At 55.4% G+C, this 24,054-nt stretch carries 23 protein-coding genes, 2 tRNA genes and 1 pseudogene; 18 read left to right on the top strand and 8 right to left on the bottom strand.

Annotated elements, in window-relative coordinates; translation table 11 throughout:
* From JRG72_04415 to JRG72_04345, 15 genes and pseudogenes are all read left to right on the top strand, one after another.
* On the top strand, positions 1–159 hold a 159-nt coding region (locus tag JRG72_04415), incomplete at its 5' end, for an argininosuccinate synthase (GenBank protein MBW2134465.1).
* A 79-nt stretch (positions 160–238) separates the two neighbouring features.
* A pseudogene (argH, locus tag JRG72_04410) lies at positions 239–1,647 on the top strand (argininosuccinate lyase).
* Between the two features lie 35 nt (positions 1,648–1,682).
* On the top strand, positions 1,683–2,396 hold the full coding sequence (locus tag JRG72_04405; protein MBW2134464.1) for a hypothetical protein: 714 nt from the start codon (positions 1,683–1,685) through the stop codon (positions 2,394–2,396).
* Positions 2,397–2,496: 100 nt separating this feature from the next.
* The gene (locus JRG72_04400; protein MBW2134463.1) at positions 2,497–3,516 is read left to right on the top strand and encodes a fibronectin type III domain-containing protein; all 1,020 of its coding nucleotides are present in this window, start codon (positions 2,497–2,499) and stop codon (positions 3,514–3,516) included.
* A gap of 27 nt (positions 3,517–3,543) precedes the next feature.
* Positions 3,544–4,812, top strand: a complete 1,269-nt coding sequence (gene lysA / locus JRG72_04395; protein MBW2134462.1) for a diaminopimelate decarboxylase — start codon at positions 3,544–3,546, stop codon at positions 4,810–4,812.
* 15 nt (positions 4,813–4,827) lie between these two features.
* Complete coding sequence (locus JRG72_04390; GenBank protein ID MBW2134461.1) at positions 4,828–5,652, top strand: diaminopimelate epimerase; 825 nt, start codon at positions 4,828–4,830, stop codon at positions 5,650–5,652.
* 14 nt (positions 5,653–5,666) lie between these two features.
* Positions 5,667–6,542: a 4-hydroxy-tetrahydrodipicolinate synthase gene (locus tag JRG72_04385; protein ID MBW2134460.1), complete on the top strand. Its 876-nt coding sequence runs from the start codon at positions 5,667–5,669 to the stop codon at positions 6,540–6,542.
* A gap of 14 nt (positions 6,543–6,556) precedes the next feature.
* A complete protein-coding gene (gene dapB, locus JRG72_04380; GenBank protein MBW2134459.1) occupies positions 6,557–7,360 on the top strand; it encodes a 4-hydroxy-tetrahydrodipicolinate reductase in 804 nt (267 codons plus the stop codon).
* Positions 7,361–7,363: 3 nt separating this feature from the next.
* Positions 7,364–8,140: a fumarylacetoacetate hydrolase family protein gene (locus JRG72_04375; protein ID MBW2134458.1), complete on the top strand. Its 777-nt coding sequence runs from the start codon at positions 7,364–7,366 to the stop codon at positions 8,138–8,140.
* A 113-nt stretch (positions 8,141–8,253) separates the two neighbouring features.
* Complete coding sequence (locus JRG72_04370; GenBank protein ID MBW2134457.1) at positions 8,254–9,426, top strand: LL-diaminopimelate aminotransferase; 1,173 nt, start codon at positions 8,254–8,256, stop codon at positions 9,424–9,426.
* Positions 9,427–9,478: 52 nt separating this feature from the next.
* On the top strand, positions 9,479–10,000 hold the full coding sequence (gene folK, locus JRG72_04365; protein ID MBW2134456.1) for a 2-amino-4-hydroxy-6-hydroxymethyldihydropteridine diphosphokinase: 522 nt from the start codon (positions 9,479–9,481) through the stop codon (positions 9,998–10,000).
* 135 nt (positions 10,001–10,135) lie between these two features.
* Positions 10,136–10,291, top strand: coding sequence for a YHS domain-containing protein (locus JRG72_04360; protein MBW2134455.1), 156 nt, complete (start codon positions 10,136–10,138; stop codon positions 10,289–10,291).
* Positions 10,288–10,947: a fructose-6-phosphate aldolase gene (fsa, locus tag JRG72_04355; protein ID MBW2134454.1), complete on the top strand. Its 660-nt coding sequence runs from the start codon at positions 10,288–10,290 to the stop codon at positions 10,945–10,947. The genes JRG72_04360 and fsa overlap by 4 nt, the downstream gene beginning before the upstream one ends.
* Positions 10,948–10,949: 2 nt before the next feature.
* Positions 10,950–11,507 carry a CDP-diacylglycerol--glycerol-3-phosphate 3-phosphatidyltransferase gene (pgsA, locus tag JRG72_04350; protein MBW2134453.1) on the top strand — a complete coding sequence of 186 codons (558 nt, stop codon included), beginning with the start codon at positions 10,950–10,952 and terminating at the stop codon, positions 11,505–11,507.
* Positions 11,508–11,653: 146 nt separating this feature from the next.
* A complete protein-coding gene (locus JRG72_04345; protein MBW2134452.1) occupies positions 11,654–11,926 on the top strand; it encodes a 30S ribosomal protein S20 in 273 nt (90 codons plus the stop codon).
* Here JRG72_04345 and holA read toward each other — a convergent pair.
* The 3 genes from holA to JRG72_04330 form a co-directional block, all read right to left on the bottom strand.
* Positions 11,901–12,935: a DNA polymerase III subunit delta gene (gene holA, locus JRG72_04340; protein MBW2134451.1), complete on the bottom strand. Its 1,035-nt coding sequence runs from the start codon at positions 12,933–12,935 to the stop codon at positions 11,901–11,903. The two genes, JRG72_04345 and holA, sit on opposite strands and share 26 nt — an antisense overlap.
* Before the next feature lie 9 nt (positions 12,936–12,944).
* The gene (locus tag JRG72_04335) at positions 12,945–13,469 is read right to left on the bottom strand and encodes a hypothetical protein (GenBank protein ID MBW2134450.1); all 525 of its coding nucleotides are present in this window, start codon (positions 13,467–13,469) and stop codon (positions 12,945–12,947) included.
* Between the two features lie 89 nt (positions 13,470–13,558).
* Positions 13,559–16,057, bottom strand: coding sequence for a leucine--tRNA ligase (locus JRG72_04330; GenBank protein ID MBW2134449.1), 2,499 nt, complete (start codon positions 16,055–16,057; stop codon positions 13,559–13,561).
* A 287-nt stretch (positions 16,058–16,344) separates the two neighbouring features.
* Between JRG72_04330 and JRG72_04325 the strand changes: the two genes are divergently transcribed.
* The 3 genes from JRG72_04325 (at position 16,345) to JRG72_04315 (ending at position 19,697) form a co-directional block, all read left to right on the top strand.
* On the top strand, positions 16,345–18,618 hold the full coding sequence (locus tag JRG72_04325; GenBank protein ID MBW2134448.1) for a DNA translocase FtsK 4TM domain-containing protein: 2,274 nt from the start codon (positions 16,345–16,347) through the stop codon (positions 18,616–18,618).
* A 66-nt stretch (positions 18,619–18,684) separates the two neighbouring features.
* Positions 18,685–19,320, top strand: a complete 636-nt coding sequence (locus tag JRG72_04320; GenBank protein ID MBW2134447.1) for a hypothetical protein — start codon at positions 18,685–18,687, stop codon at positions 19,318–19,320.
* Positions 19,321–19,373: 53 nt separating this feature from the next.
* On the top strand, positions 19,374–19,697 hold the full coding sequence (locus JRG72_04315; GenBank protein MBW2134446.1) for a multidrug efflux SMR transporter: 324 nt from the start codon (positions 19,374–19,376) through the stop codon (positions 19,695–19,697).
* Positions 19,698–19,800: 103 nt separating this feature from the next.
* On the opposite strand, the gene JRG72_04310 is transcribed toward JRG72_04315, so the two are convergent.
* The 5 genes from JRG72_04310 to JRG72_04290 form a co-directional block, all read right to left on the bottom strand.
* On the bottom strand, positions 19,801–20,523 hold the full coding sequence (locus tag JRG72_04310) for a hypothetical protein (protein MBW2134445.1): 723 nt from the start codon (positions 20,521–20,523) through the stop codon (positions 19,801–19,803).
* A 128-nt stretch (positions 20,524–20,651) separates the two neighbouring features.
* A tRNA-Cys gene (locus tag JRG72_04305) sits at positions 20,652–20,726 on the bottom strand.
* 9 nt (positions 20,727–20,735) lie between these two features.
* Positions 20,736–20,810: transfer RNA gene (locus JRG72_04300), tRNA-Gly, on the bottom strand.
* Between the two features lie 102 nt (positions 20,811–20,912).
* Complete coding sequence (gene mutS / locus JRG72_04295; GenBank protein MBW2134444.1) at positions 20,913–23,483, bottom strand: DNA mismatch repair protein MutS; 2,571 nt, start codon at positions 23,481–23,483, stop codon at positions 20,913–20,915.
* A gap of 203 nt (positions 23,484–23,686) precedes the next feature.
* A complete protein-coding gene (locus JRG72_04290; GenBank protein ID MBW2134443.1) occupies positions 23,687–24,052 on the bottom strand; it encodes a LapA family protein in 366 nt (121 codons plus the stop codon).
* Between the last annotated feature and the right edge of the window lie 2 nt (positions 24,053–24,054).

The following is a 24,054-nucleotide window of genomic DNA, read 5'->3' as shown; positions in this document are numbered from 1 at the left end:
GGCAATGTCACGGTGGTAGGCCGCAAGGCGGAAAAATCACTTTATCGCCCTGAACTGGCCACTTTTGAGGAAGGGGAAGAATATCAGCAGGGCGACGCCACCGGCTTTATCCGGTTGAATGCCTTGCGGTTGAAGATCAGGGCCTTGCTAAGTCATTAGTAAACGGAATAATTTTAAACACGGAGACACAGAGGTACACAGATTCTGTGGGTCTCTGTGTCTCTGTGGTAAAAAAAATATGTCGGACCAAGGAACCCAAAAACCCTGGCAGGGGCGTTTTACGGCCCCGACTGACACACATGTGGAAGAATTTACGTCGTCGCTGCATTTTGACCGGCGGCTGTATCGCTATGACCTCATGGGTTCTCCATGGCCCATGCCCGGATGCTGGCCCGGCAGAGGATTTTGGCTCCGGCGGAGGCCCAGACCATCATCCGCGGCCTGGAAGCCATCCAGCAGGAGATTGACAGCGGGGCGTTCGTCTTTGACCCGGCCGCCGAAGACATTCATATGGCCATTGAGCAGCGGTTGATTGCTTTGGTCGGGGAAGTGGGCCGCAAACTGCATACCGCTCGCAGCCGCAACGACCAGGTGGCGCTGGATGTGCGTCTCTATCTGCGGGATCAGGTGCGGGAATTGATTGCGGCCTTGGAAGAATTGCGGCGCAGCGGAGCTAGGCTGGCGCGGCGCCACCTGGGGCTGATCATGCCGGGCTATACCCACCTGCAGCGGGCTCAGCCTATTTTATTCTCCCATCATTTGCTGGCCTATGACGAAATGTTCCGCCGTGATCAGGCCCGGCTGCAGGACGCCCTGGCCCGGATCAATGTCCTGCCGCTGGGGGCCGCGGCCCTGGCCGGGACCACTTTTCCCATTGACCCGGCTTATACTGCCGATCTGCTGGATTTCCCGGCAGTGGCCCGAAACAGCCTGGATGCGGTCAGCGACCGGGATTTTGTCGTCGAATTCCTGGCCGGTGCGTCTTTGATTATGGTCCACCTCAGCCGGCTGGCGGAGGAGTTGATCCTCTGGTCCAGCGCCGAATTCGGCTTTGTGGAGATTGCCGACGCTTACTGCACCGGCTCATCGATCATGCCTCAGAAAAAGAACCCGGATGTGCCGGAACTGATCCGCGGCAAAAGCGGCCGGGTCTTCGGCCACTTAATGGGCCTGTTGACCACTTTAAAGGGCCTGCCGCTGGCCTATAACCGCGATCTGCAGGAGGACAAGGAACCTTTATTTGACACGGTGGACACGGTGCAGGCCAGCGTGCGGCTCATGGCCGGGGTGCTGGCCCATCTTACCGTGCACCCGGAGCGCCTGACCGCGGCGCTGATCGGGGGTTTCCTGACCGCCACCGATATGGCCGACTATTTGGTCACCCGCGGCGTCCCCTTTCGCACCGCCCACGCCCAGGTGGGCCAGACCGTGCGCTATGCCGAGTCCCAAAGGAAAGACCTGGGGGAATTGACCCTGGCCGAGATCAAGCAGTTCGCCCCCCAGGCCGAAGCTGACCTGTTTGGTTGGCTGACGGTGGACCAGGCCGTGGCCCGGCGGCGTTCCCCGGGAGGCACGGCCCCGGAGCGGGTGGCCCCAATGTTAGCAACCGTGGAACAGGAATTGGGGCTAACTGCTGAGGATAAGTGAATCACGACAGATAAACACTGCCAGACGGAAATGATATGGATATTAAGAGGTTTTTGGAATTTCGCAGAGTACGTCGCCTGGCCCGACAAACCGTGGGGGGGATTGATTCCGTAATTGGCTCTTTCAGGCTAGAGAAGCAGTTTCCTTTACTACTTGAATACCGAAAGCATAATTCAGCGCTTAAACTAAGACTTAAGCCTTATTACGAGGATTACATTTCTACGGTATCAACCCCACGCATTGCGATTTCCCTGGAATTAGCCACGCTTATGTTGCTACTCTGTAATATCTTAAATCCCCGAACGATATTAGACCTCGGCAGTGGTTTTAGTTCTTTTGTTTTCCGTTCCTACTTGCAGGATGCGCCAGTAAAACCCCTGATTTGGTCTATTGATGACGATCCTGACTGGCTGGCGAAAACCCGCGCATTTTTGTCTAAGTATGGTCTTTGTACAGATAATTTAGATACTTGGGCCAATTTTACCAAAGCCGGGCATGGTTTGTTTGATCTCATATTACATGATTTGGGAAGCACTCAAGAAATCAGGCTGACAACCCTGACGGAAGTGATTCCTTATAAAAACCCGCAGGGAGTGTTAATTTTGGATGACATGCACAAAGTTCCTTACGGTCCTACTACCAGGCGGATATTAAAAAATCTCAATCTTAAATATTACAATCTCAAGTCTTATACCAGGGATCGGTATGGCCGGTATTCCTTCCTGGTAATGAACGGCCGCCAAGGCTAGGTGGTTTTGTCCGGCCGGGTTTAATGATATTTAGGGGAATGCGGAGCAGGTAACCATCAAGACTCCTTTAAATTATATCTTTGTAGTGGTATTGTTTATATTGCTTGGAAGCGGCATCAGCGCCTGCGGCAAAAAGATGCCGCCCATCCCGCCGGACTCCATATTGCCCGGTCCGGTGCGGGATTTTTCCGTGCGCCAGCAGGGGACTAGTTTAGTATTGCGGTGGCTTATACCTAGGGAGAATATCGAGGGCCAACCTCTGACTGAGATTCAGGGGTTTCACCTGTTGCGCGGCCATGAGCAGCTTGACCGGCCCCCCAGCGTTTGCCCGCCGCTGCTTAGCCAACTGGCAAAAATCGACTTGGCCTATCCCCAGGTAGGGGAAGTACGGGGCGAAGCGGTAGCCTATCAGGACACCGACCTGGCTCCAGGAAATCGTTATTATTACCAGGTAGTGGGTTATGATCGAGGAGGGCATTTGGGGGATGCCTCGGCGATTGTGAAGCATAATTGGGAGGTTCTGCCCCAGGCTCCACAAGGCTTGCAGGTCCGCGCCGGCGATCGGGTGGTAAATCTGGACTGGAACCCAGTGACTCATCTGGTAGACGGTCAGCTAATACCGGGAATGGTTAACTACCGGGTTTACCGGCAGGCCCCGGGGGAAGATTATCGCCTGGTAAATCAGACGCTATTAACAGATAATCATTTTCAGGACATAACCGTGAAAAACGACGTAGAATATAGCTATCTGGTGCGGGCGGTGCGCCAGGTGGGGGAGGATTTTTTGGAAAGCCCCAACTCGTTGGAGCAGCGGGCCGAGCCCCAGGACCTAACCGCCCCGGCCCCGCTGTGGAATCTGGTGGCCGTGCCTACCCGTCAGGGGATGGCATTGCGCTGGGAACCAAGTCCCGAACCCGATCTGGCCGGTTACCGGGTCTACCGTCGGGCCTTAGATGAGCCCGAGTTCGCCGTTCTCCACCCGGGCCTGTGGACCAAGGCCTATTTTGTTGATGCTGGGGTCGAAAAAGATCGAGTTTATTATTACTATGTCACCGCGGTGGATAATTCTCGCCGGGCCAATGAAAGCCCGCCATCGGAAGTCGTCGAAGTCCGTTATTAAGGATATCATTCAACTGGGTTAACGAGCGTGCATCATTTCCATTACCAGCAAGGAGAGATGTTTTGTGAACAGGTGGCGGTACAAGATATTGCCGCCCAAGTGGGCACCCCTTTTTATCTTTACAGCCATGCCACCTTGAGCCACCATTTTCGCGTCTTTGACGGCGCTTTTGCCGGGATCCCTCACCTGGTCTGTTTTTCGGCCAAATCCAATTCCAACCTGGCGATCCTACGCATTTTCATCAATCTGGGGGGCGGGGTAGACATCGTCTCGGGCGGAGAGCTGTACCGGTCGCTGAAGGCCGGGGCCAACCCTGCCAGAATCGTCTATTCCGGGGTGGGCAAGCGTCCAGACGAACTTCGTTATGCCCTGGAGCAGAATATCTTGTTGTTTAACATCGAGTCTTCCCAGGAATTGCTGAATCTTAATCAGATCGCCGGGCAGATGGGCAAAAAGGCCCGCATTGCCTTAAGGGTTAACCCGGATGTGGATCCTCAGACCCACCCCTATATTTCTACCGGCTTGAAGCGTAACAAATTTGGCATCAATATTGACCGCTCACTAGCGGACTACCGTCTGGCCCAGCAGTTGCCCCATCTGGAAGTGGTGGGAGTGGATTGCCACATCGGCTCCCAGCTGACGGAATTAGAGCCTTTCATCGAGGCCTTGCGGCGCTTGAAAGAGTTGATCCGTCGTCTGGAAGAGGGGAAAATCCACATTCAGTATCTGGACATCGGCGGCGGCTTGGGCATTCAGTACGATCAAGAAATGCCCCCGCATCCGCAAGAGTATGGCCAAGCCATCCGCCAAGAGCTGGAAGGCCTGGGCTGTAACCTGATTCTGGAGCCAGGGCGGGTAATTGTCGGCAACGCCGGGATTCTGGTCAGCCGGGTGCTCTACACCAAGGATGGCGAAGAAAAGCATTTTATTATTGTTGATGCGGCCATGAACGATCTGGCCCGGCCCAGTCTTTACGGTTCCTATCATGCCGTCCAGCCGGTGGTGGAGAAAACGCGACCGGAGATCGTCGCCTCATTGGTGGGACCGATCTGTGAATCAGGGGATTTCCTGGCCAAGGATCGCCGCATGCCGGCCTTTCAGCCTGGTGAGTTGGTCGCCCTGATGAGCGCCGGGGCCTATGGCTTTACCATGAGCTCAAATTACAATTCCCGGCCCCGGCTCCCGGAAATTTTAGTGCATCAGGATGAGTTTTATGTTATCAGGGAACGGGAAACCTATGAGCACCTGATCTGGGGGGAGCACATTCCGGTTTTTCTACAGGAATCCTCCGGGTAAACGGGGAAAGCATGGATGGGACGGATTCCGTTCTGGAAAATGCACGGCAGTGGCAATGATTTCATCCTGATCGACCATCGCCGGCCGGTGATTGCCGAAGCAGAGCGCCGCCCGTTTGTGCGCGCCGTATGCGCCCGTAAAGTCGGGGTCGGGGCGGATGGCTTGATTTTTATCGAGCCTTCAGCTAAGGTAGATTTCCGTTGGCGGTTTTTTAATGCTGACGGCTCCGAACCGGAGATGTGTGGCAATGGCGGGCGCTGCGCTGCCCGTTTTGCCCACCTCAATGGCATTGCTGAGGGAAAAATGGCCTTTGAAACCCTGGCAGGCATCGTCCATGCCGAGGTCACGGGCCGACAGGTCAGACTAGAAATGGGTGCTCCCCAGGATCTAAGGCAAAATTTGACGATCCCGTTGCCGGGGCAAGCCTGGACCGGGCATTTCATCAATACCGGCGTGCCGCATGTGGTCCTGCCGGTGGCTGACCTGGAGGCCGCGCCGGTGGTGGAAGTGGGGCGGGCCATCCGCTATCATGCCATGTTTCAGCCCGTCGGTACCAACGTTAATTTCCTCAGTCTCTTAGGGTCACAGGAGATTGCCCTACGGACCTATGAGCGCGGGGTGGAGGATGAGACCCTGGCCTGCGGGACCGGCGCGGTGGCCGCGGCCCTGATTGCCGCCCGCCTGCACGGTCTCAGTTCCCCGGTCTCGGTGCGTCCCCGGAGTGGGGAACTGCTCAGGGTCTTTTTTGATAACCAGAACGACGGTTTTTCCGCGATCGGCCTGGAGGGTGAGGCCCTGGTGGTCTACCAGGGCGAACTATGGACTGAAGAATTGCAGTAAGGAGGGAAAAAATCATGTTTCAAGGGGCTATTGTGGCCATTGTGACGCCGTTCAAGAATGGCCAGCTAGACGAAGAGGCCTACCGGCAACTGATCGAGTTCCAGATCGACAACGGTACCCATGGCATCGTACCCTGCGGCACTACGGGCGAGTCCGCTACTCTATCCCATGCGGAACATAAACGGGTAGTGGAAATCTGCCTGGATCAGGTAAAGAAACGGGTGCCGGTGATCGCCGGTTCCGGCTCCAATAACACCGCCGAGGCCCTGGAATTGACCAAACATGCGCAAGACGCCGGGGCCGACGCCGCCCTGATGATTACTCCTTACTACAATAAACCGACCCAAGAGGGTCTGTACCAGCACTATAAAAAGATTGCCGAGGGCACCAAGATTCCCATTATTGTTTACAATGTTCCGGGCCGCACCAGCCTCAATCTGCTGCCCGAAACCGTGGCTCGGCTGGCCGAGTTCCCCAATATAGTGGGGATTAAAGAAGCCACCGGAGATCTGAAGCAGGGGGCCAAAGTCGTCCAGCTCTGCGGCGATAAAATCACCGTGCTGTCCGGCGATGATTTCACTGCCTTGCCGCTGATGGCCGTGGGCGGCAAGGGGGTGATTTCGGTCATCTCCAATGTCGTCCCCAAGGATATGGCCCAGATGTGCGATGCCTTCCTGGGCGGGGATCTGGCCGGGGCGCGACAGTTGCATTATAAAATGTGGCCCCTGATGGAAGCCATGTTTTTTGAAACCAATCCGGCGCCGGCCAAGACCGCCCTCAAGCTGATGGGCAAAATCACCAGCGAGGTCCGGCTGCCGTTGTGCTCCTTGTCTGCCGCCAATGAGGAAAAGCTGCGGCAGGTGATGGTTAAGTATGGATTGATTAAATAAAATGGGGAGTGCATATGATTAAGGCCATTGTGGCAGGCGCGGCCGGGCGCATGGGCGGCCGCATTATTCACATGCTGGAGGCGGCCGACGATATTAAGCTGGCGGCCGCCTTTGAAAAGACCGGACATCCGGCCATCGGTCGGGATGTGGGGGAAGTGGTCGGCCTACCGCGCCAGGGCCTTCCGGTGGCCGGTAGTCTGACCGAGGTGCTGGAGCGCGGCGAGGTGATTTTAGATTTTACCCATCCGGAGGCGTCTCTGGCCCATCTTAAACAGGCTGCCCCGGCCGGCAAGGCCATGGTCATCGGTACCACCGGGTTTTCTGCCCCACAATTGGAAGAAATCCAACAATTGGCCCAGAAAGCCCGGGTAGTGCTGGCCCCCAACATGAGCGTTGGGGTTAACCTGATGTTCAAGGTAGTCCAGGATATTGCCCGGGTCTTGAGCTCGGGCTATGATGTGGAGATCATTGAGGCCCACCACCGCCTGAAAAAGGATGCCCCCAGTGGCACCGCCATGAAGCTGGCTCAGCTTCTGGCCCAGAGCCTCAACCGGGAACTGGATAAAGTGGGGGTTTATGAACGGCGGGGGATGATCGGCGAACGGTCCCCGGAAGAAATCGGCATCCAGACCATTCGGGCCGGGGATATTGTCGGGGAGCATACGGTTATTTTCGGAGGGGTGGGCGAGCGTCTGGAAATCATCCATCGGGCCCATAACCGCGATAACTTTGCCCGGGGGGCGGTGCGGGCGGCCAACTGGGTCGTGGCGCAACCGCCTGGTTTTTATGATATGCAGGATGTGCTAGGGCTGAAATAACCGATGCGGATAGTCCGATTCGCCTATCAAGGGAAAACCAGCTATGGGATTCTCAAGGATGACTACATCCGGCCCCTTAAGCAACCGCCCTTTGACGAGCTTATCGAGACCGGGGACGCCATCCCCCGGGCAGAGGCCCGTCTATTGGCTCCCTGTCAACCCAGCAAGATCATCGCCCTGGGGCTTAACTACCGCGATCACGCTGCAGAATTGAAGATGCCCCTCCCCGCCGAGCCCTTGATTTTTCTCAAACCATCCACCGCGGTCATCGGTCCCGAGGCAAAGATCGTCTATCCGTCACAGTCGAACCGGGTGGATTATGAGGCGGAGTTGGGGGTGGTGCTGGGCCGGACGGCCTACCGGGTCCCCGAAGCAGAAGCCAGCGCCTATATCCTGGGCTATAGCTGCTTTAATGACGTCACCGCTCGGGATTTGCAGAAGCAGGACGGCCAGTTTACCCGGTCCAAAAGCTTTGATACCTTTGCACCCTTAGGCCCCTGGATAGAGACCGAGATTGCCGACCCGGATTATCTGAGGGTTGAAGCTTATATTAACGGCGAGCGCCGCCAGCAAGGCCATACCCAGAATATGGTTTTTGGAGTGCCTAAGCTAATCAGTTTTATCTCTCACATCATGACCCTGCTCCCCGGAGATGTGATTGCCACCGGCACCCCAGCCGGGATAGGGCCGATGCTGCCGGGAGATGTGGTCGAGATTGTGGTGGAAGGCATCGGCACCCTGCGCAACCGGGTGGTCGTTGATAGTCATGGCCAGTCATAATAGTCTCATGTCAAGTCACAAAGACGCAAAGACGCTAAATAGTAATAAAAACTCTTGGCGCCTTGGTGTCTTGGCGTGAGAAGAATTAATATTTCCTGGAGGATAGTTGATTCATGCCCCTCTTTGAGTTCTCGGAGCGCCTGCAGCAGTTGCCCCCTTATCTATTCAAAGAGATCGATCGTATGAAGGACGAAGTCAAGGCCCGGGGGGTGGATATTATTGATTTGGGGGTGGGAGACCCGGATCTGCCGACGCCGCAGTTTATTATCAAACGGCTGCAGGAGGCGGCCCAGGATCCGAGCACCCACCGCTATCCTTCCTATTCGGGGATGGATGATTTCCGGGTCGCAGTGGCCCGCTGGTACCGGCACCGCTTCGGGGTGGAACTGGACCCCAAACGGGAAGTGGTCACCCTGATCGGCTCCAAGGAGGGCTTGGCCCATATGCCCCTGGCCTTCAATAATCCTGGAGATCTTAACCTGGTTACCAGTCCGGCCTATCCGGTCTATCATATCGGTACCCTGTTTGCCGGGGCGCAATCGTATTTTTTGCCGTTATTAAAGGAAAATCAGTTCTTGCCGGATCTAAGCCAGATCCCCCCCGACATCGCCCGCCGGGCCAAGATGCTGTTTTTCAACTATCCCAACAATCCCACGGCCGCGGTCGCCGATAAGAACTTTTTTGCCCAGGTGGTCGACTTTTGCCGGCAATTTCAGATCATCGCCGTCCATGACGCCGCCTATACCGAGGTGGCCTATGATGGCTTCCGGCCCCCCAGTTTTCTGGAGGTTCCCGGAGCCAAGGAAATCGGCATTGAATTCCATTCGCTGTCCAAGACCTATAACATGACCGGCTGGCGGCTGGGGTTCGCGGTGGGCAACGCCCAATTGGTCGAGGGCCTGGGTCTGGTGAAGAGCAACATTGATTCGGGGGTCTTTAATGCTATTCAATGGGCCGGGATCACGGCCCTGAACTCGGACCAGGCACCGGTGGCGGAACGGGAAAGTTGCCGGATCTATCAGGAACGCCGCGATATCCTGGTCAAGGGGCTGCAAAAGCTGGGCTATGAGGTGGATTTGCCCAAAGCCACTTTTTATGTCTGGCTGCCCGTGCCGCGTGGCCTCACCTCAGCCCAGTTCACTGCCCACTTGCTGGACCATGCCGGTATCGTCACCACTCCCGGCAACGGCTTTGGAGCTCCAGGGGAGGGTTATGTGCGTTTAGCTTTGACTGTGGATAAAGCCCGCATAGAGGAGGCCCTGGTCCGGCTGGCGCGATTAGGTTAACTCACCAAGAATCTTCGAGGGTAGCCCTAACAAACAGAAAAAATTAGAAAAACTGGAAACTCAAAACTCAAAACTCAAAACCCAACTATGGCATATCGCCTTTATCGGTTTAGGCTCTAACTTAAACCAACCCGCGGCCCGGCTGGATGAGGCCCGGCAGCGGCTGGCCGCCGAACCAGGAATAGTGATCGACCGGGTCTCCGCTTATTACGCGACCCCGCCGGTCGGCGTCAAGGAGCAGCCCTGGTTTATTAACGCCGTGGCCCGGCTCCACACTCGACTTGGTCCAGAGGTGCTGCTGGCGACGTTGTTAAGGATTGAAACCGAAATGGGGCGGGTGCGGACCATCCATTGGGGCCCGCGCCTCATTGATTTGGACCTTTTGTTATATAATGATATTATTATGGAGACATCGACTCTGATTCTACCCCACCCAGAATTGCACCGGCGGGGTTTTGTATTGGTGCCCCTGGCGGAAATCGCTCCGGAGGCTTGGCATCCGCGGCTCCGACAGACAATTGCCCAACTCCTGGAGCAGCTGGATCCAGGGGCGCGGATGGCCCATAAACTTTGAGGTCAGCTTTTGTTACGCTATTTAATTTTAATTCTGTTAGGATATCTTGGCTATAAAATAATCAGAAGATTCGGCAACCTATTCATTCCTCCACCTGGCCCTGGGCCTCGCCGGGAGGAAGTCCGGGGCGACGCTCTGGTCCAGGATCCGGTCTGCAAAACTTTTATTCCGCGCCGCGAGGCGTTAAAGGCCTCGCATAATGGCAAGGATTACTATTTCTGTTCCGAGGGCTGCCGCAAGCATTTCCTGAGAGAACCGACCAAATTTGTCTCAGAAAGGAGTTCAGAATGAAATTCTTTATTGATACTGCAGACTTCGACGAAATCCAGGAAGCTTACCGGCTTGGCTTGGTAGATGGCGTGACCACCAATCCTACCCTTTGTTCCAAGGCCGGATGTCATGATGTTGCCGGTTTTCAGGAGCAGATTAAACGTATCTGCGATCTGGTTCAGGCGCCGGTCAGTGCCGAGGTGCTGAGTACCATCAGCGACGAGATGGTACCGGAGGCCCGAAAATTAGCCAGCCTGCATGACCAGGTGGTGGTCAAGATTCCGATGACGGTGGAAGGCCTGAAGGCTACCCGGATTCTGGCCTCGGAGGGCATCAGGGTTAATGTGACCCTGGTCTTTCAGGCGGTCCAGGGGTTGCTGGCGGCTAAAGCCGGGGCGGCCTATGTCAGTCCGTTTATTGGCCGGCTGGATGATATTAACCATACCGGTATGGAGATCGTCGAACAGCTGATAACCATATTCGATAACTATGGATTCGATACAGAAGTGATCGTGGCCAGCATCCGCCATCCGCTGCATGTGCTGCAGGCTGCTTTGGCCGGAGCCGACATTGCCACCATTCCTCACAAAGTACTTATGCAACTAATCAAACATCCCCTCACGGATATCGGTTTGCAAAGATTCATGGAGGACTGGAAGCGGGTGCAAGAATTATAGCCATGAGGCCGAATTCAGTGTCATTCTGGAATCTTCCCAATACCTTGACCAGCATTCGGGTAATGGCCATTCCTATCCTCTTGGTGCTGTTGAGCTTTCCCGGCGAAGCCCCTAGTTTTATGGCGGCCATGTTTTTTCTGGGGGCAGGGATGACCGACCTATTGGATGGCTTTTTTGCAAGGCGGCAAAGCCTGGTCACCCGGGGTGGAAAATTTATGGATCCCCTGGCTGATAAACTCCTGGTTTCGGCGGCCCTGATTATGCTGATTGCTCTGGACCGGGTAGCGGCCTGGATGGCCTTTGTGATCATTGGCCGGGAACTGGCGGTTACCGGACTCCGGGCGCTGGCCGCCGCCGAAGGGATTTTGCTGGCCGCCGACCGTTGGGGAAAAATCAAAACCGCCCTCCAGATGAGTGCGCTGTTTGCCCTGATTCTACACTTCCCCTATTGGGGGATAGATTTCCATCAGGTGGGCACCATCCTGCTGTGGCTGGCCCTGCTAGTAACCCTGACCTCGGGAGTCAGTTATTTCCTGAATTTCTTTCGCCAGATTAATTGAGGTCCACCAAGCAGGTCCACTTTTATGACTTGACAGCGGGCTGAAATATGTTATGTCACTAAAAACTTATGCTTGGCCCTGGAGGGGCGGAGCACCATATTTGCCCCCTTTTGCAGGCCAAGATACAGATAGAGGAGGATCATTACTTGGCAAGACATCGCTCGGCCATGAAGCGGGATCGACAAAGTAAAACACGGCGTTTGCGTAATAAGAGCCGCAAGACCCGGGTTAAGCAACTAGTCAAAGAGGTCCGGCTGGCCGTGGCCCGAAATCAACCTGAGGAGGCTCAAGAAGCCCTGAAAAAAGCCATCCCGGTCATCGATCGGGTGGCGGGCCGAGGCACCCTGCATTGGCGAACCGCGGCCCGGAAAATCTCCCGACTGACTCGCCAGGTTAATTCCCTGACCGCTGGTTCCTAAGTGGAACTGGGGGACAGAGCTCTAAAATTACCTTTTCTAACCATAGCCGCGGAGAGGCAGTACTGGCTTTCAAGCCCTGATCGGCCAGGTGCAGACCAAAGAGGTGTGACCGGAGATCGGCAACCTTAAAATGCGCGGCCTGGCGCTGTAATTTTCCGGCCACAGGTCGAGGCACCCCCAGATGACTGGCGAGTTTATCTACCGAAGCACTGGGATGCTGGAATTCCTGGAGCCGGATAAGCAGGCGGAGCTGCCGGGCCAGCATGACTAGAATTTTGAGAGGCGGCTCGCCCATCTCCAGCAGTCGGTCTAGAACCTGTAAGGCCTGGTCAGGCCGGTGCTGCCCCAGGGCGTCGACCAGGGCAAAGACGGAATAACTGCGGCTCTGAGTGGTCAGTTGATCGACCATATCGGCGGTGATAGTTTTTTCAGGTCCCATATACAGGACTATTTTTTCCAGTTCCTGGGCTAGATCCAGCAGATTGTCTCCCACTGTTTCGATCAACCGCTGCGCCGCGGCGGGAGCCAAAACTTTCCCCTGACGGCGTGCCTCTTCCTCCAGCCAGCGGGGCAGCGCCGTTTCCCTGAGACGATAAAATCCCAGGGCCGCGTCCTGTTCATGCAGCCGCCGCCAGTAAGGGTTCTGCCTGATCTCTTTCGGCTTAAGCCCGGGCGCCACCAGGACCAAACAGGTTTGGGAAGCAGGGGCGTCGAGATATGGCCCTAAAGCCTTCAGCTCGGCAGGATTATAACGATCGGCGTTATAAAGAATTATAAGTTGCCGTCCCGACCATAAAGACGGCACCCGGGCTTGGCTCAAGGCTTCTGCCAAACTAATTTCCTCCGCCTCCAGGACCTTTTTTTCAGGACGGGTTTCGTTGCCTGATCCCAGTCCTTCTTGGAGACGCTCCAAGGCCCGGCGCATCAGCAACTCCTCGTCTCCATAAAACAGATAAGCCGGCAAGATGGTTTGCTTTTTGAGGTGGCGTTCCAGGATGGGGTGAGACATAGTCTGACCTTAAAGAATCATTAGAATCTCATCATGCACTCGCCGGGCCAGGGTGGCCGCCGCCCGGCTGATGGACATCTGGCGGGTTGCTTCCCCGTAATGATAGTCGGGTCGGACCACATAATCTGCTTCAATGATCTTCGTCTGCTTCCAGATGACCTTCCCGGACTGGCGTTCCTTGAGGATTAAATCAATGGAAATGGTCACCCGGCGAACCAGGGAACGGTCGATATCCCGATAGGCCAGAGAAGTGTTCTCCACTGTGGTAAGGTCCCCCTGGAGCACTAAATCCGCCTGATTTTCCTCAGTAGTCACCTGGGCGACCCTGCTTTGCGAAAAGGTGCCGATCAGGGCATTGGCAAAAATCGCTTCCAGTCCCACCTCATTAGAACGATTGGTAAACAGGGGAATGGCCAACTTGGGTTGTGTCCCCAAAGTGACCGGTTGGCTCCCCAGGACCTGGTAGCCGCAGGCCGCGAGGTTAACCAGGCTAAGCATTATCAGATATAGAGGTAAGATTCGCCGGATCGTCATCCTGGACTTCCGCAACAGAGGGATTCAAGTCTACTTTGGTTTATTGACCTGACTCACCTGGACAGATGGTTGATAACCATAATTCTATTTTATATTACAATATTAACCAACTTCTGACGGGCCACCACCACTTTTTTGGGCTTCTTCCCCTGGATCAACTCCTGAATGCGAGGATCTTCCAGAGCCCGTTGACGTATTTGGTCTTCCCCGGCCTCCGCCGGCACCTCGATCTTACTCCGCAACTTGCCATTGATCTGAATGACTACCAAGCGGGTTTCTGCAGCCAGGGCTTCGGGTTGCGCCTGGGGCCAGGAGGCCAGCAGAATCGGGATTGAGTGTCCCAAAGCTTCCCACAATTCTTCCGCAAAATGTGGCACCATAGGACTCAACATTAACAACAAGGAGTCGATCGCCTCGCGCCACACCGGGGCCGCCAGGGGTCCGGCTTCCAAATTCATTTCCTGGTGGTCCCGGGCCAGGTAGAGTTCATTTACCAACTCCATCATGGCCGCAATGGCGGTATTGAAATGGAATCGGGATTCAATGTCAACGGTCACCTTATGAATGGTTTGATGCACCTTGCGGCGCAGATCCTTTAGGCCCGGCGGCAACTCTGCTCCGGAACCGCAGTATGGTTTTAGCCCGGCCAACTGGCTATGTAGATCCGAGACCAGGGTCCAGGCCCGATGGAGGAATCGGGCGCACCCCGCGATCCCCTGTTCACTCCATTCCAGGTCCCGTTCCGGCGGGGCGGCAAACAGACAGAACAGTCGGGTGGTATCTGCACCGTAGGCTTTGATCATCTCGTCCGGATCTACCGCATTTCCCTTGGATTTGGACATCTTGGCGCCGTCCTTGAGGACCATGCCTTGGGTCAGCAACCGGGTAAAAGGCTCATCGAGGCTGATCAATCCCAGATCGCGCAGTACTTTGGTGAAAAACCGGGCATAGAGCAGGTGCATGACCGCGTGCTCAATACCACCGATATACTGATCCACCGGTAGCCAGTAATTCACCCGGGCGGGATCCAGGGGCCCTTCTTGGTAATCCGGACAGGTGTAGCGCAAGAAATACCAGGAGGACTCCACAAAGGTATCCATTGTATCCACTTCCCGCCGGGCCTGGCGGCCGCAGGCCGGACAGCTAGTATGGACAAAGGTATCCAGCTGCGCCAGGGGGGAGCCGCCGGCCATAGTAATGTTGACCTCCAGCGGCAAAACTACCGGCAAGTCAGCCTCGGGCACGGTCTGGATACCACAGTGCTCACAGTAGATGATGGGGATCGGTGCCCCCCAATAACGTTGCCGGGAAATACCCCAATCGCGCAAGCGATAATGCAATGAGGCGCGCCCCTTCCCTTGTGCTTCGAGATCCCGCAATATAGCCGGGCGGGCTTCTGAACTGGCCAGACCATTAAAGGGGCCGGAGTTGACCAAGGTGCCTTCATCTTCATAGGCAGCGGTCATGGTATCCGCGGATAAGGTCTGCCCCGGAGGCTGGATGACCACTACAACGGGCAATTGATACTTCCGGGCAAACTCGAAATCCCGCTGATCATGCGCCGGGACTGCCATCACCGCACCGGTGCCGTATTCCATCAAGACAAAATTGGCGACGTAGATAGGCATCCGCCAGCCGGTTACCGGGTTGAGACAACAGCGCCCGGTGAAGACCCCTTCCTTGGTCAGATCTTCTAATTGGCCGCGACTACGGTCCTGCTGCTTCCAGCGCTCTACAAAGTCCCGGACCACCTGTGCTTGCGGGGTTCCCTGAGCTAAACTGAGAGCCAACGGATGTTCCGGGGCCAGGCTCATAAAAGTGGCCCCGTAAAGGGTGTCCTGACGGGTAGTGAACACCGCAATGGACTCGTCGCTACCCTCTAACGGGAAATAGATTTCCGCACCCTCGGATCTGCCGATCCAGTTCTTTTGCATGGTGAGGACCCGCTCCGGCCAGTGGGGCAACTTGTCACAATATTCCAGCAGTTCGTCAACATAATCGGTAATTTTAAAGAACCATTGCTCGAATTCCCTCAAGGTTACCGGTTGCTGGCACCGCCAGCAACATCCCCCTTCGACCTGTTCGTTGGCTAATACTGTCTGGCAGTGCTCACACCAGTTAACCGCGGAAAGTTTTTTGTAGGCCATGCCCCGTCGATACATTTCGATAAACACCAGTTGTTCCCAGCGATAATACTCCGGATCACAAGTAGACAATTCCCGGGACCAGTCATAGCTGTAACCCAAAGACTTGAGTTGCTGACGCATGTAATTAATGTTGTCGTTGGTCCATTTAGCCGGATGAATGTTATGGGCCAGAGCCGCGTTTTCCGCTGGCATGCCAAAGGCATCCCAGCCCATGGGATGCAGGACATTGTAACCCTGCATCCGTTTGTAACGGGCAATCACATCACCGATGGTGTAATTACGCACATGCCCCATATGAATACGGCCGGAGGGATAAGGGAACATCTCCAGCACATAATAATTCGGTTGATCGGCCCTTTCCTGAACTTCAAACAACCGCTGTTCCATCCAGTATCGCTGCCATTTTGCCTCAATCCGGGCCGGGTCGTAGCGCACTTCCATTCCTTGCTCCTGAGAAATCTGAATTATCTGATACTTTATACCATACTTTAGCTGAAGGGCAAGTTTGATGACTGCGGACAGTATCCAGAATCTCCCTCCCGGCGAAAAGCTAAAACTGAATGAAGATCGGAAAAAATACCATGCGCTACCGCTCCCCAGTTGGGCGCAATTTGGCATTTCTTCCCGGTTATGCTAAAATTTTAGAGTCTGATAGCCATTTTATTAATACTATAATTTTTTGACACAATTTGGTATTATCTGAATATTACTATCTTTTATTATTGATCATGGCACGCCCCAAGAAAACTAAGAGTAAGCGAAAATCAAAAACCATATTGCCCAAACCAGCCAAGGGGCCGGCGGCACCTCCTCCGGGCCGTCGTCTGAGCCAAGAAATAATTGCCCTACTGTTGCTGGTATTGGACCTGTTTCTGGTGATCAGTCTGCTTTCTTATAGTTCCACTGATACCGCTGGACTGACCGCGGTTGGACCGGTAGCCAACTGGGGGGGCAAAGCCGGAGCACTGATCGCCGACTATCTTATCCGGGCTCTGGGACTGGCAGCTTTCTGGCTCCCCATTATATTGAGTTGGCTGGCTCTAAAGTTCTACCAGGGGGATGCCGGCCTCCGCTATCCCTGGCATTGGCTGGCTTATCTGGGGCTGCCGCTGGCCACTGCCGGGCTGATCTCTCTGGGCTGGCCCTTGTTCCCTTTGGGGGGCAGCCAGATTTTGGGCGGCGGTACCTTGGGATGGCGATTGTTAGTGCTGTTGACCCCCTGGCTCAATCTGGCCGGAACCGCCCTGGCACTAGTGGCGCTTTTGCTGGTCAGTTTCATGGCCGTGACCCGAATCTCCTACGTTGCTTTGCTGGGGCTTATTCGGGAAAAAATAGCCGCGCTGGTTCAGGCCATCTGCGGCCGCGGCCGGGAAGCCCCGGAAGTGCCTAATCCTCTGGAATCACCGCAGCCTTCGCTGATACCGCCCTCAGCCGAGGACCCGACTACCTCACTTAACGCCGCTGCCGCTGCTGCCCCGCCAGCCGAGCCCTTGCCGGAGCCAGTGGTATCGGCCTCGGCGGAAACCGTTTCTCGCCGTCAGAAGCGGGTCAAAGCCATACCGCTGAGCAGCTTTATTCTACCTCAACTGGATTTTTTGAATCCACCGCCTGCCTGGGATTTCCAGGTGCAGGAAGAAGCCTTATTGGCCCAGGCCCGAAAATTAGAAAATACCCTGCAACACTTTGGGGTGGAAGGCAAGGTAGTGGCGGTGCGTCCCGGCCCGGTGATTACCATGATTGAATTTGAACCGGCGTTGGGTATAAAAATCAGCAAAGTTACGAGCTTGGCTGACGACCTGGCCCTGGCTCTGAAGGCTCTATCGATTCGCATTGTTGCCCCGGTGCCCGGCAAGGCAGTGATTGGCATCGAGATTCCCAATGCCAAACGGCAACTGGTTACCATGCGGGAAATCTTAGGCCATGAGATCTATCGCCAGTCCCGTTCTCCTCTGACCATCGCCCTGGGCAAAGACATCATGGGGCAGCCGGTGGTCACCGATCTAGGCAAGATGCCTCATCTTTTGATTGCCGGGGCCACCGGTACTGGCAAAAGCGTCGGACTCAATGCCATGATCATCAGCATTCTCTTCAAGGCCAGCCCGGAAGAAGTGCGGTTTCTGATGGTCGACCCCAAGCGCATCGAGTTGTCAACTTACGAGGGAATTCCACATCTGCTGCATCCGGTGGTCATCAATCCGAAAGTGGCCACTACCGCCTTACGCTGGGCGGTGGAAGAAATGGAACGCCGTTATGGTCTGCTCTCCGACCTGGAAGTGCGCAATATTGAATCTTACAATGTCAAAATCCTTAAGACCTTAAAAATGACCAAAAACCAGGAAGAAGAGGATAGTGTGCGGCCTCTGCCCTATATTGTCATCGTCATCGACGAATTGGCCGATCTGATGATGATCTCGGCCCGGGAGACCGAGGAATATCTCATCCGTCTGGCCCAAAAAGCCCGGGCCGCAGGTATTCACCTGATTCTGGCCACCCAGAGACCTTCTGTCGATGTCATCACCGGCCTGATCAAAGCCAACTTCCCCACCCGGATTTCCTTTCAGGTGTCTTCCAAGGTGGACTCCCGGACCATCATGGATACGGTAGGGGCCGAAAAGCTCTTGGGGCTGGGTGACCTGTTGTTTATGCCCCCTGGCACGTCGCGGCTGAAGCGGATTCACGGGCCTTACATTTCGGAGGAGGAGGTCAAGCGGGTGGTTGACTTCCTTAAGGCCCAGCGGAGCCCCGAATTTGAACCGGGCATCCTGGAGATCCAGGAGCAGAAGGCTGAAGAAGAAGAATTGGGGGAAAAGGACGAAAAATACCAGGAAGCCCTGGAAATCGTCGCTGAAACCCGGCAGGCCTCCATTTCCATGCTGCAGCGCCGGCTGCGGGTGGGCTATAATCGCGCCGCCCGGATCATTGAGATGATGGAAAAAGAAGGACTGGTCGGCCCCTCGGACGGCATCAAGGCCCGGGAAGTCTATCTGCCGCACCGGAGATAGTTGAGCAAAAGTCCAATTCTAAATTATTACTTACCCTATTAAAGGTTAATATAAGGAGAATCTTCTATGACCCAAGCTCTGGTAGGATACAACCAGCATGGGATTATCCTGGCCACCGACAGTCAGGCCACCACTTTTGCTGAGGACGGTCAGAGCCACTATTTCACGGTGGAAAAGCTGTTTCCGTTGGGGACTCATGCCGCCGTAATAAGCGGCGGCTCCGGGGTCAGCGTGCCCCTGTCGCTGGCCTTGCGCCACGAAGTCGACCAGCGCCGCCTGGTGGAGATTGAGGCCATCATCGGGTTTGCCCTTTCCTTCCTCTCCCAAGCCTATGGCCGTTATTTAGCCCAACACGGGCCGGAGCCGGAGGACTTGCGCCGGATATATTTCATCCTGGCGGGTTATGCGCCCCAGACCCCGCCCCCAACTTACCAGGTTTCCCTGCTGGCCAGCGAAAACAACGTCTTGCCTTTGGAGCGCCTTCAGGTTCAACCGTTGGTCGTCATGCCCCGTCATCTGGGTATGGAAATGCGGCTGCTGAAGGCCCTGCAACAGGGGACGCCGTTGGCGGAACTGCTGGAAATGAGCTGGGAATTTCTGGAAAAGCGGGCCGCCGCCACCCAGGAAGTCGCGTCTCCCTTTTATTTTGCCACTATTACCCCTGACGGCTATCAGCCTGTAGTCTTGACGAATCGGATTTAAGGTCTGGTTCGCCCTCCTCCAACTGGACCGCCGGAGATTATCTAGGAAAGGCAATGACCTGGTTTTTTCTAATTCTGGCCATCATTTTAGAAGTGAGCGGCACCATTTCCATGAAGCTGTCTCAGGGGTTCAGCAAATTTCTGCCGTCGCTGGCCATGTTCATTTTTTACGGCTTCAGCCTGGTCTCCTTGACCCTGGCCCTGAAAAAAATCGATGTCAGCATTGCCTATGCCGTCTGGTCGGGCCTGGGAACGGCGTTGATCGCCACCGCCGGCATGATGTGGTTTAAGGAGCCGGTAAGCGTCTTTAAGTTGATTTCCCTCGGACTGGTGATTATTGGCATAATCGGTCTGAACCTGAGTGGCGGCGGGACTTAACCCGGGAGCCCCGGCCTGTTTCAGTTATTCCTTGGGCATTTAGATTTGAGGGGAGGGTCAGGGGACCGCTGGCCCCCTTTCCCAAGGTTAGTTACGGCCCCCTTCATTTATTTCGGAAAGGACGGCGAGGGCACTCAGGCCGCTGACAATGGGCAGCCATAGGACAGGGCGGGCCCTTGGCCTTGCGGCAGTAATCACGCCCCAAGCGGACCAAGGCGGCTTCCAGATCGGCAAAGTCATATCCTGCCAGGGACTCAGCGGCCCAACACTGTTGCAGCGCCTCCAGGGCCGCCTGGGCCGTTAAGCCTGAGGGCACCAACCCCAGATGCTTGGCAGCTTCCGCTGCCAAAGGGCTTAAGCGTGGCGCGGCTTTGAGCCATACACCCCTAAGCTCCCGCAGAAAGATTTCCACTGTGGTCGGCCCGATACCAGGAGCCAGTTTCATCAGCCGCTTCTCCAGATCGCGGGCATCCCGAGCCACCGCATGCAATTGCTCTATATCGCCCTGATAATCCTGCTGTAAGTTTGCCATGGCAGTCAACAGCTTGGTGGCAGTCTTAAAATCATACCGGGCATAGCCCCCCTCATCCAGCAGATCTACCAGCCGGTCCCACCCCTGTCGCAGGATGGCCTGGGGTTCGGTAATGCGGTTGGCGGCAAACACCTGGTAAGTGCGAGCCGCTAATTCTCCCGAAATGCGCGCTCCAAAAAGAATGGCGGCCAGCAGCCACTTCTGGCGCTCCTGGGGGCCGCCCTTCAGATCGATCCCCAGGGCAGTGGCGAACCGACCGCCCATGGTCGGCAATAAGCGGTTAACCACAGACATTAATATTGATTAAATTAATTGCAGGAAAGTTTACGGCACGCCCGGCAAGGCAATATTCGGAATGATAACTGCCTATATTTATCGAGCTTGGCTTCCAGGTCCAACAAGGGCTGAGTTTTGGGAAAATCTGGAGGCGGCATCCGGATTCGAACCGGAGAATAACGGTTTTGCAGACCGCTGCCTTACCACTTGGCTATGCCGCCCCAAAAAAATGGAGCGGGAAACGGGATTCGAACCCGCGACTTCAACCTTGGCAAGGTTGCACTCTACCACTGAGTTATTCCCGCTCTGCAATATTATTTAATCTTGTAAGCCAGGATTTGTCAAGAGCAAATCAGCTCCGGAGGTAAAAACCGGCTTAGAAAAACCTCATCATCATGAAATACCCCCTAGTGATCCAAAGGGTTCGTTGATTCGGGCTTGGACATGGCTCCGGAGCCAGTAAACAGCCCCAATTGCCCCGCATCCTGGGGCGCTGAGCGTCGCCGGGGGCGGGCCAGACGGGGGAAACCCAACTGGTCCAGGGTTCCGGCCTCAATATTTTCCAGCACCTCTTGAGCCCGCTCAATCACCCCTTCCGGGACTCCGGCCAGCCGGGCCACCTGGATGCCGTAACTCTTACTGGAGGCCTCGGGGCGCAACTGGTGCAGGAAAACGATTTTGCCGTCGGCTTCGACCACCGCCACATGTAAATTCTGTACCCGGGGTTTGAGACGGCTCAGGGCAGTCAATTCATGATAGTGGGTGGCGAACAGGGTCATAACCCCTGACCCAGCAAAATCGTGGAGGTGTTCCGCTACCGCCCAGGCTAGCGCCAGGCCATCAAAAGTGCTGGTCCCCCGGCCGATTTCGTCCAGGATGACCAGGCTGCGAGGGGTAGCCTGATGCAAAATGTTGGCGGTTTCATGCATTTCTACCAGAAAAGTGCTTTGGCCGCGGCCAATATCATCCACCGCCCCTACCCGGGTGAAGATGCGATCCACCACCCCCAAGACGGCCTCGGCAGCCGGAACAAAACTTCCCACCTGAGCCATCAGGCTGATCAGGGCCACCTGGCGCAGAATGGTGGACTTACCCGCCATATTAGGGCCGGTAATGATCAGTACCTGGGCGCGGTCGTCCACTATGATATCATTGGGAACAAAGCCTCCGGCGGGCAAATGCCGCTCGATTACCGGATGCCGGCCCTGGCGGATGCACAGGCTCGCGCGCTCTTGGAGGCAAGGGCAGGTATATTGATACTGGCTGGCGACTTCGGCCAGGGCGGCCAGGACATCCAGGGTCGCCACGGCCTCGGCTACCATCTTTACGCGCCGGGATTGGGCCCCCACCTGTTGTCGGACTTCTTTAAAGAGCTGCCATTCCAGCTGCCCCCGGGCCTCCTCGGCTCCCAGGACACGGGATTCATATTCCTTGAGATCGGCGGTGATGAAACGTTCGGCATTGACCAAGGTCTGTTTGCGGATGTAGTCCTCGGGCACCAGATGTAAATTGGCCCGCGAAACCTCCAGATAATAGCCAAATACTTTGTTATAACGGACCTTGAGGGAGTTGATGCCGGTACGCTGCCGCTCCTGGGCTTCCAAACGAGAGATCCAGTCCTTACCCTGCCGACTGAGGGCCAGCAATTCATCTAGTTCAGGATTAAAGCCCTCCTGAATAATCCCGCCTTCTTTGGCTGATAAAGGCGCTTCGGCCACAATCGCCTGATCAATAAGCTGATGAACATCTTGCAGGTCTTCCAGCTCTGCGGTGGTGGCGGCCAGCAAGGGGGGCAAATCCCCGGCTAGTATGACCCTCAGTGTAGGCAGGTGGGCCAGCGAATTTTTCAGAGCTATCAGGTCTCGGGGGGTGGCCTGCTCCAGAGCGATACGGGCTGTCAAGCGCTCCAGATCGGCCATGCCTTTGACGGTCTGCCGCCATTGCTGACGTAACCGACTGTTTTCCTTAAAAAATTGCACCGCAGCCAGCCGCGCCTGAATCTGGTCAAGCTGGCGTAAAGGATAGCGCAGCCAGTGAGCCAATTTGCGCCCCCCCATAGCGGTCTGAGTAACATCCAGCAGCTCTAACAGCGACCCCTGCCGACTGCGGGTTCGGGAGGTTTCGAAGATTTCCAGGTTGCGCAGGGTGGCCTCGTCCAATCCTAAGTAGTCTTCTAACGTATATGGGATGAGACGGAAAATATGCTTGGGGAAAGTGGTTTGGGTTTCCTGTAAGTAATAGAGAATAGACCCGGCGGCCCCTAGACCCAGCGAATATTCGGCCAGGCCGAAGCCATCCAGGAAAAGAGTGCCCAATTGCTGGGTCAAACGCCGCTTAGCGGTCTCGAGGACAAAGGCGTCGTCGGTCAGATAGCGGACACTGGGAGATTGAGGAAAACCTGACAACGGCTCCGTCAGGTCCTGCGCGGCCAGGGAATCGGGCAATAATAATTCCACCGGCCGCAAGCGCCGGAGTTCCTCCCATAGTGATGGTTGATCCCGTCCTTCGGTGACCCGAAATTCACCGGTCGACAGGTCCAAGAACGCCAGCCCCCAGGATTTTTTACTCCAGGTAGCCGCGGCCAGATAGTTGGCTTCTTTAGCGGCTAGGTTAGCGGGGTCAACTACCAAGCCCCGGGTCAGTATCCGGGTCACCTGCCGCCGGACCAGTCCCTTGGCCTGGCGGGGATCTTCCATCTGTTCACAGATAACCACCCGGAAACCCTGCTCGATCAGGCGGGAGATGTAACCCTCAGCCGCATGCAGAGGAAAGCCGGCCATGGGAATGGGTTCTTCCTCGGCCCGGCTGCGGCTGGTCAGCGCGATGTTCAGGGCCTGGGCGACCTGGCGGGCATCATCAAAGAAAACTTCAAAAAAATCGCCCATCTGGAACAGCAGCAGCGCATCCTGGTGCTGGGTCTTGATCTCCAGATACTGGCGCAGCATAGGGGTGATCTTCTCCGGCGCCAATTCGGACATAAAACTATTATATCTCAAAAATAGTGAATTCGTAAAACGTCTTTTTCGGTTCCCCGGACTATACCATAAACTTAAAGGGTAGCAGCGAAACTTAAGGGAAATGGCGGCAGGGGATCAGCGTCAGATTTATGGCCCCGAAGCAAAAAAGCTGATGAGGATTTTGACCCTGGAGAAGATTAAGCTAGTATTGACCAACCAGCACCTCAGGCGGGACCCGGCTGGGATTTCCTTTCCTCAGGCTCGGCGGCCACTGCTAGATCTGGACTGGATGTCTGGGATTTTGCCGTTCTAAGCTCGCTGGTGACGATTTCCAGATTATGTTGCAGTTGGCGGATAGTTTGGCGATGTTTGATCCATTCGAAAAATGAAAACAGGCTTACGGTCAACGCTCCAATAAAACAGGTAAACAACAGCAGGAGCCAGAGAGGAATCGGCATACTTTCAAAGGTATGGAAGTAAATATTAAAATGCAGCCTGACCTCGTGTTCCAAAGTGGCCAAATTCTGTTTGATGAACACAATGGCTAAGATGAACAACAACATAACAAAGATCATTTTTAAGGGGCGCATGA

The sequence above is a fragment of the Deltaproteobacteria bacterium genome (assembly GCA_019309545.1).
GTDB lineage: Bacteria > Desulfobacterota > Desulfobaccia > Desulfobaccales > Desulfobaccaceae > Desulfobacca_B.
Note: the sequence above shows the minus strand (reverse complement) of the source record. Positions and strands in the feature narration are given on the sequence as shown.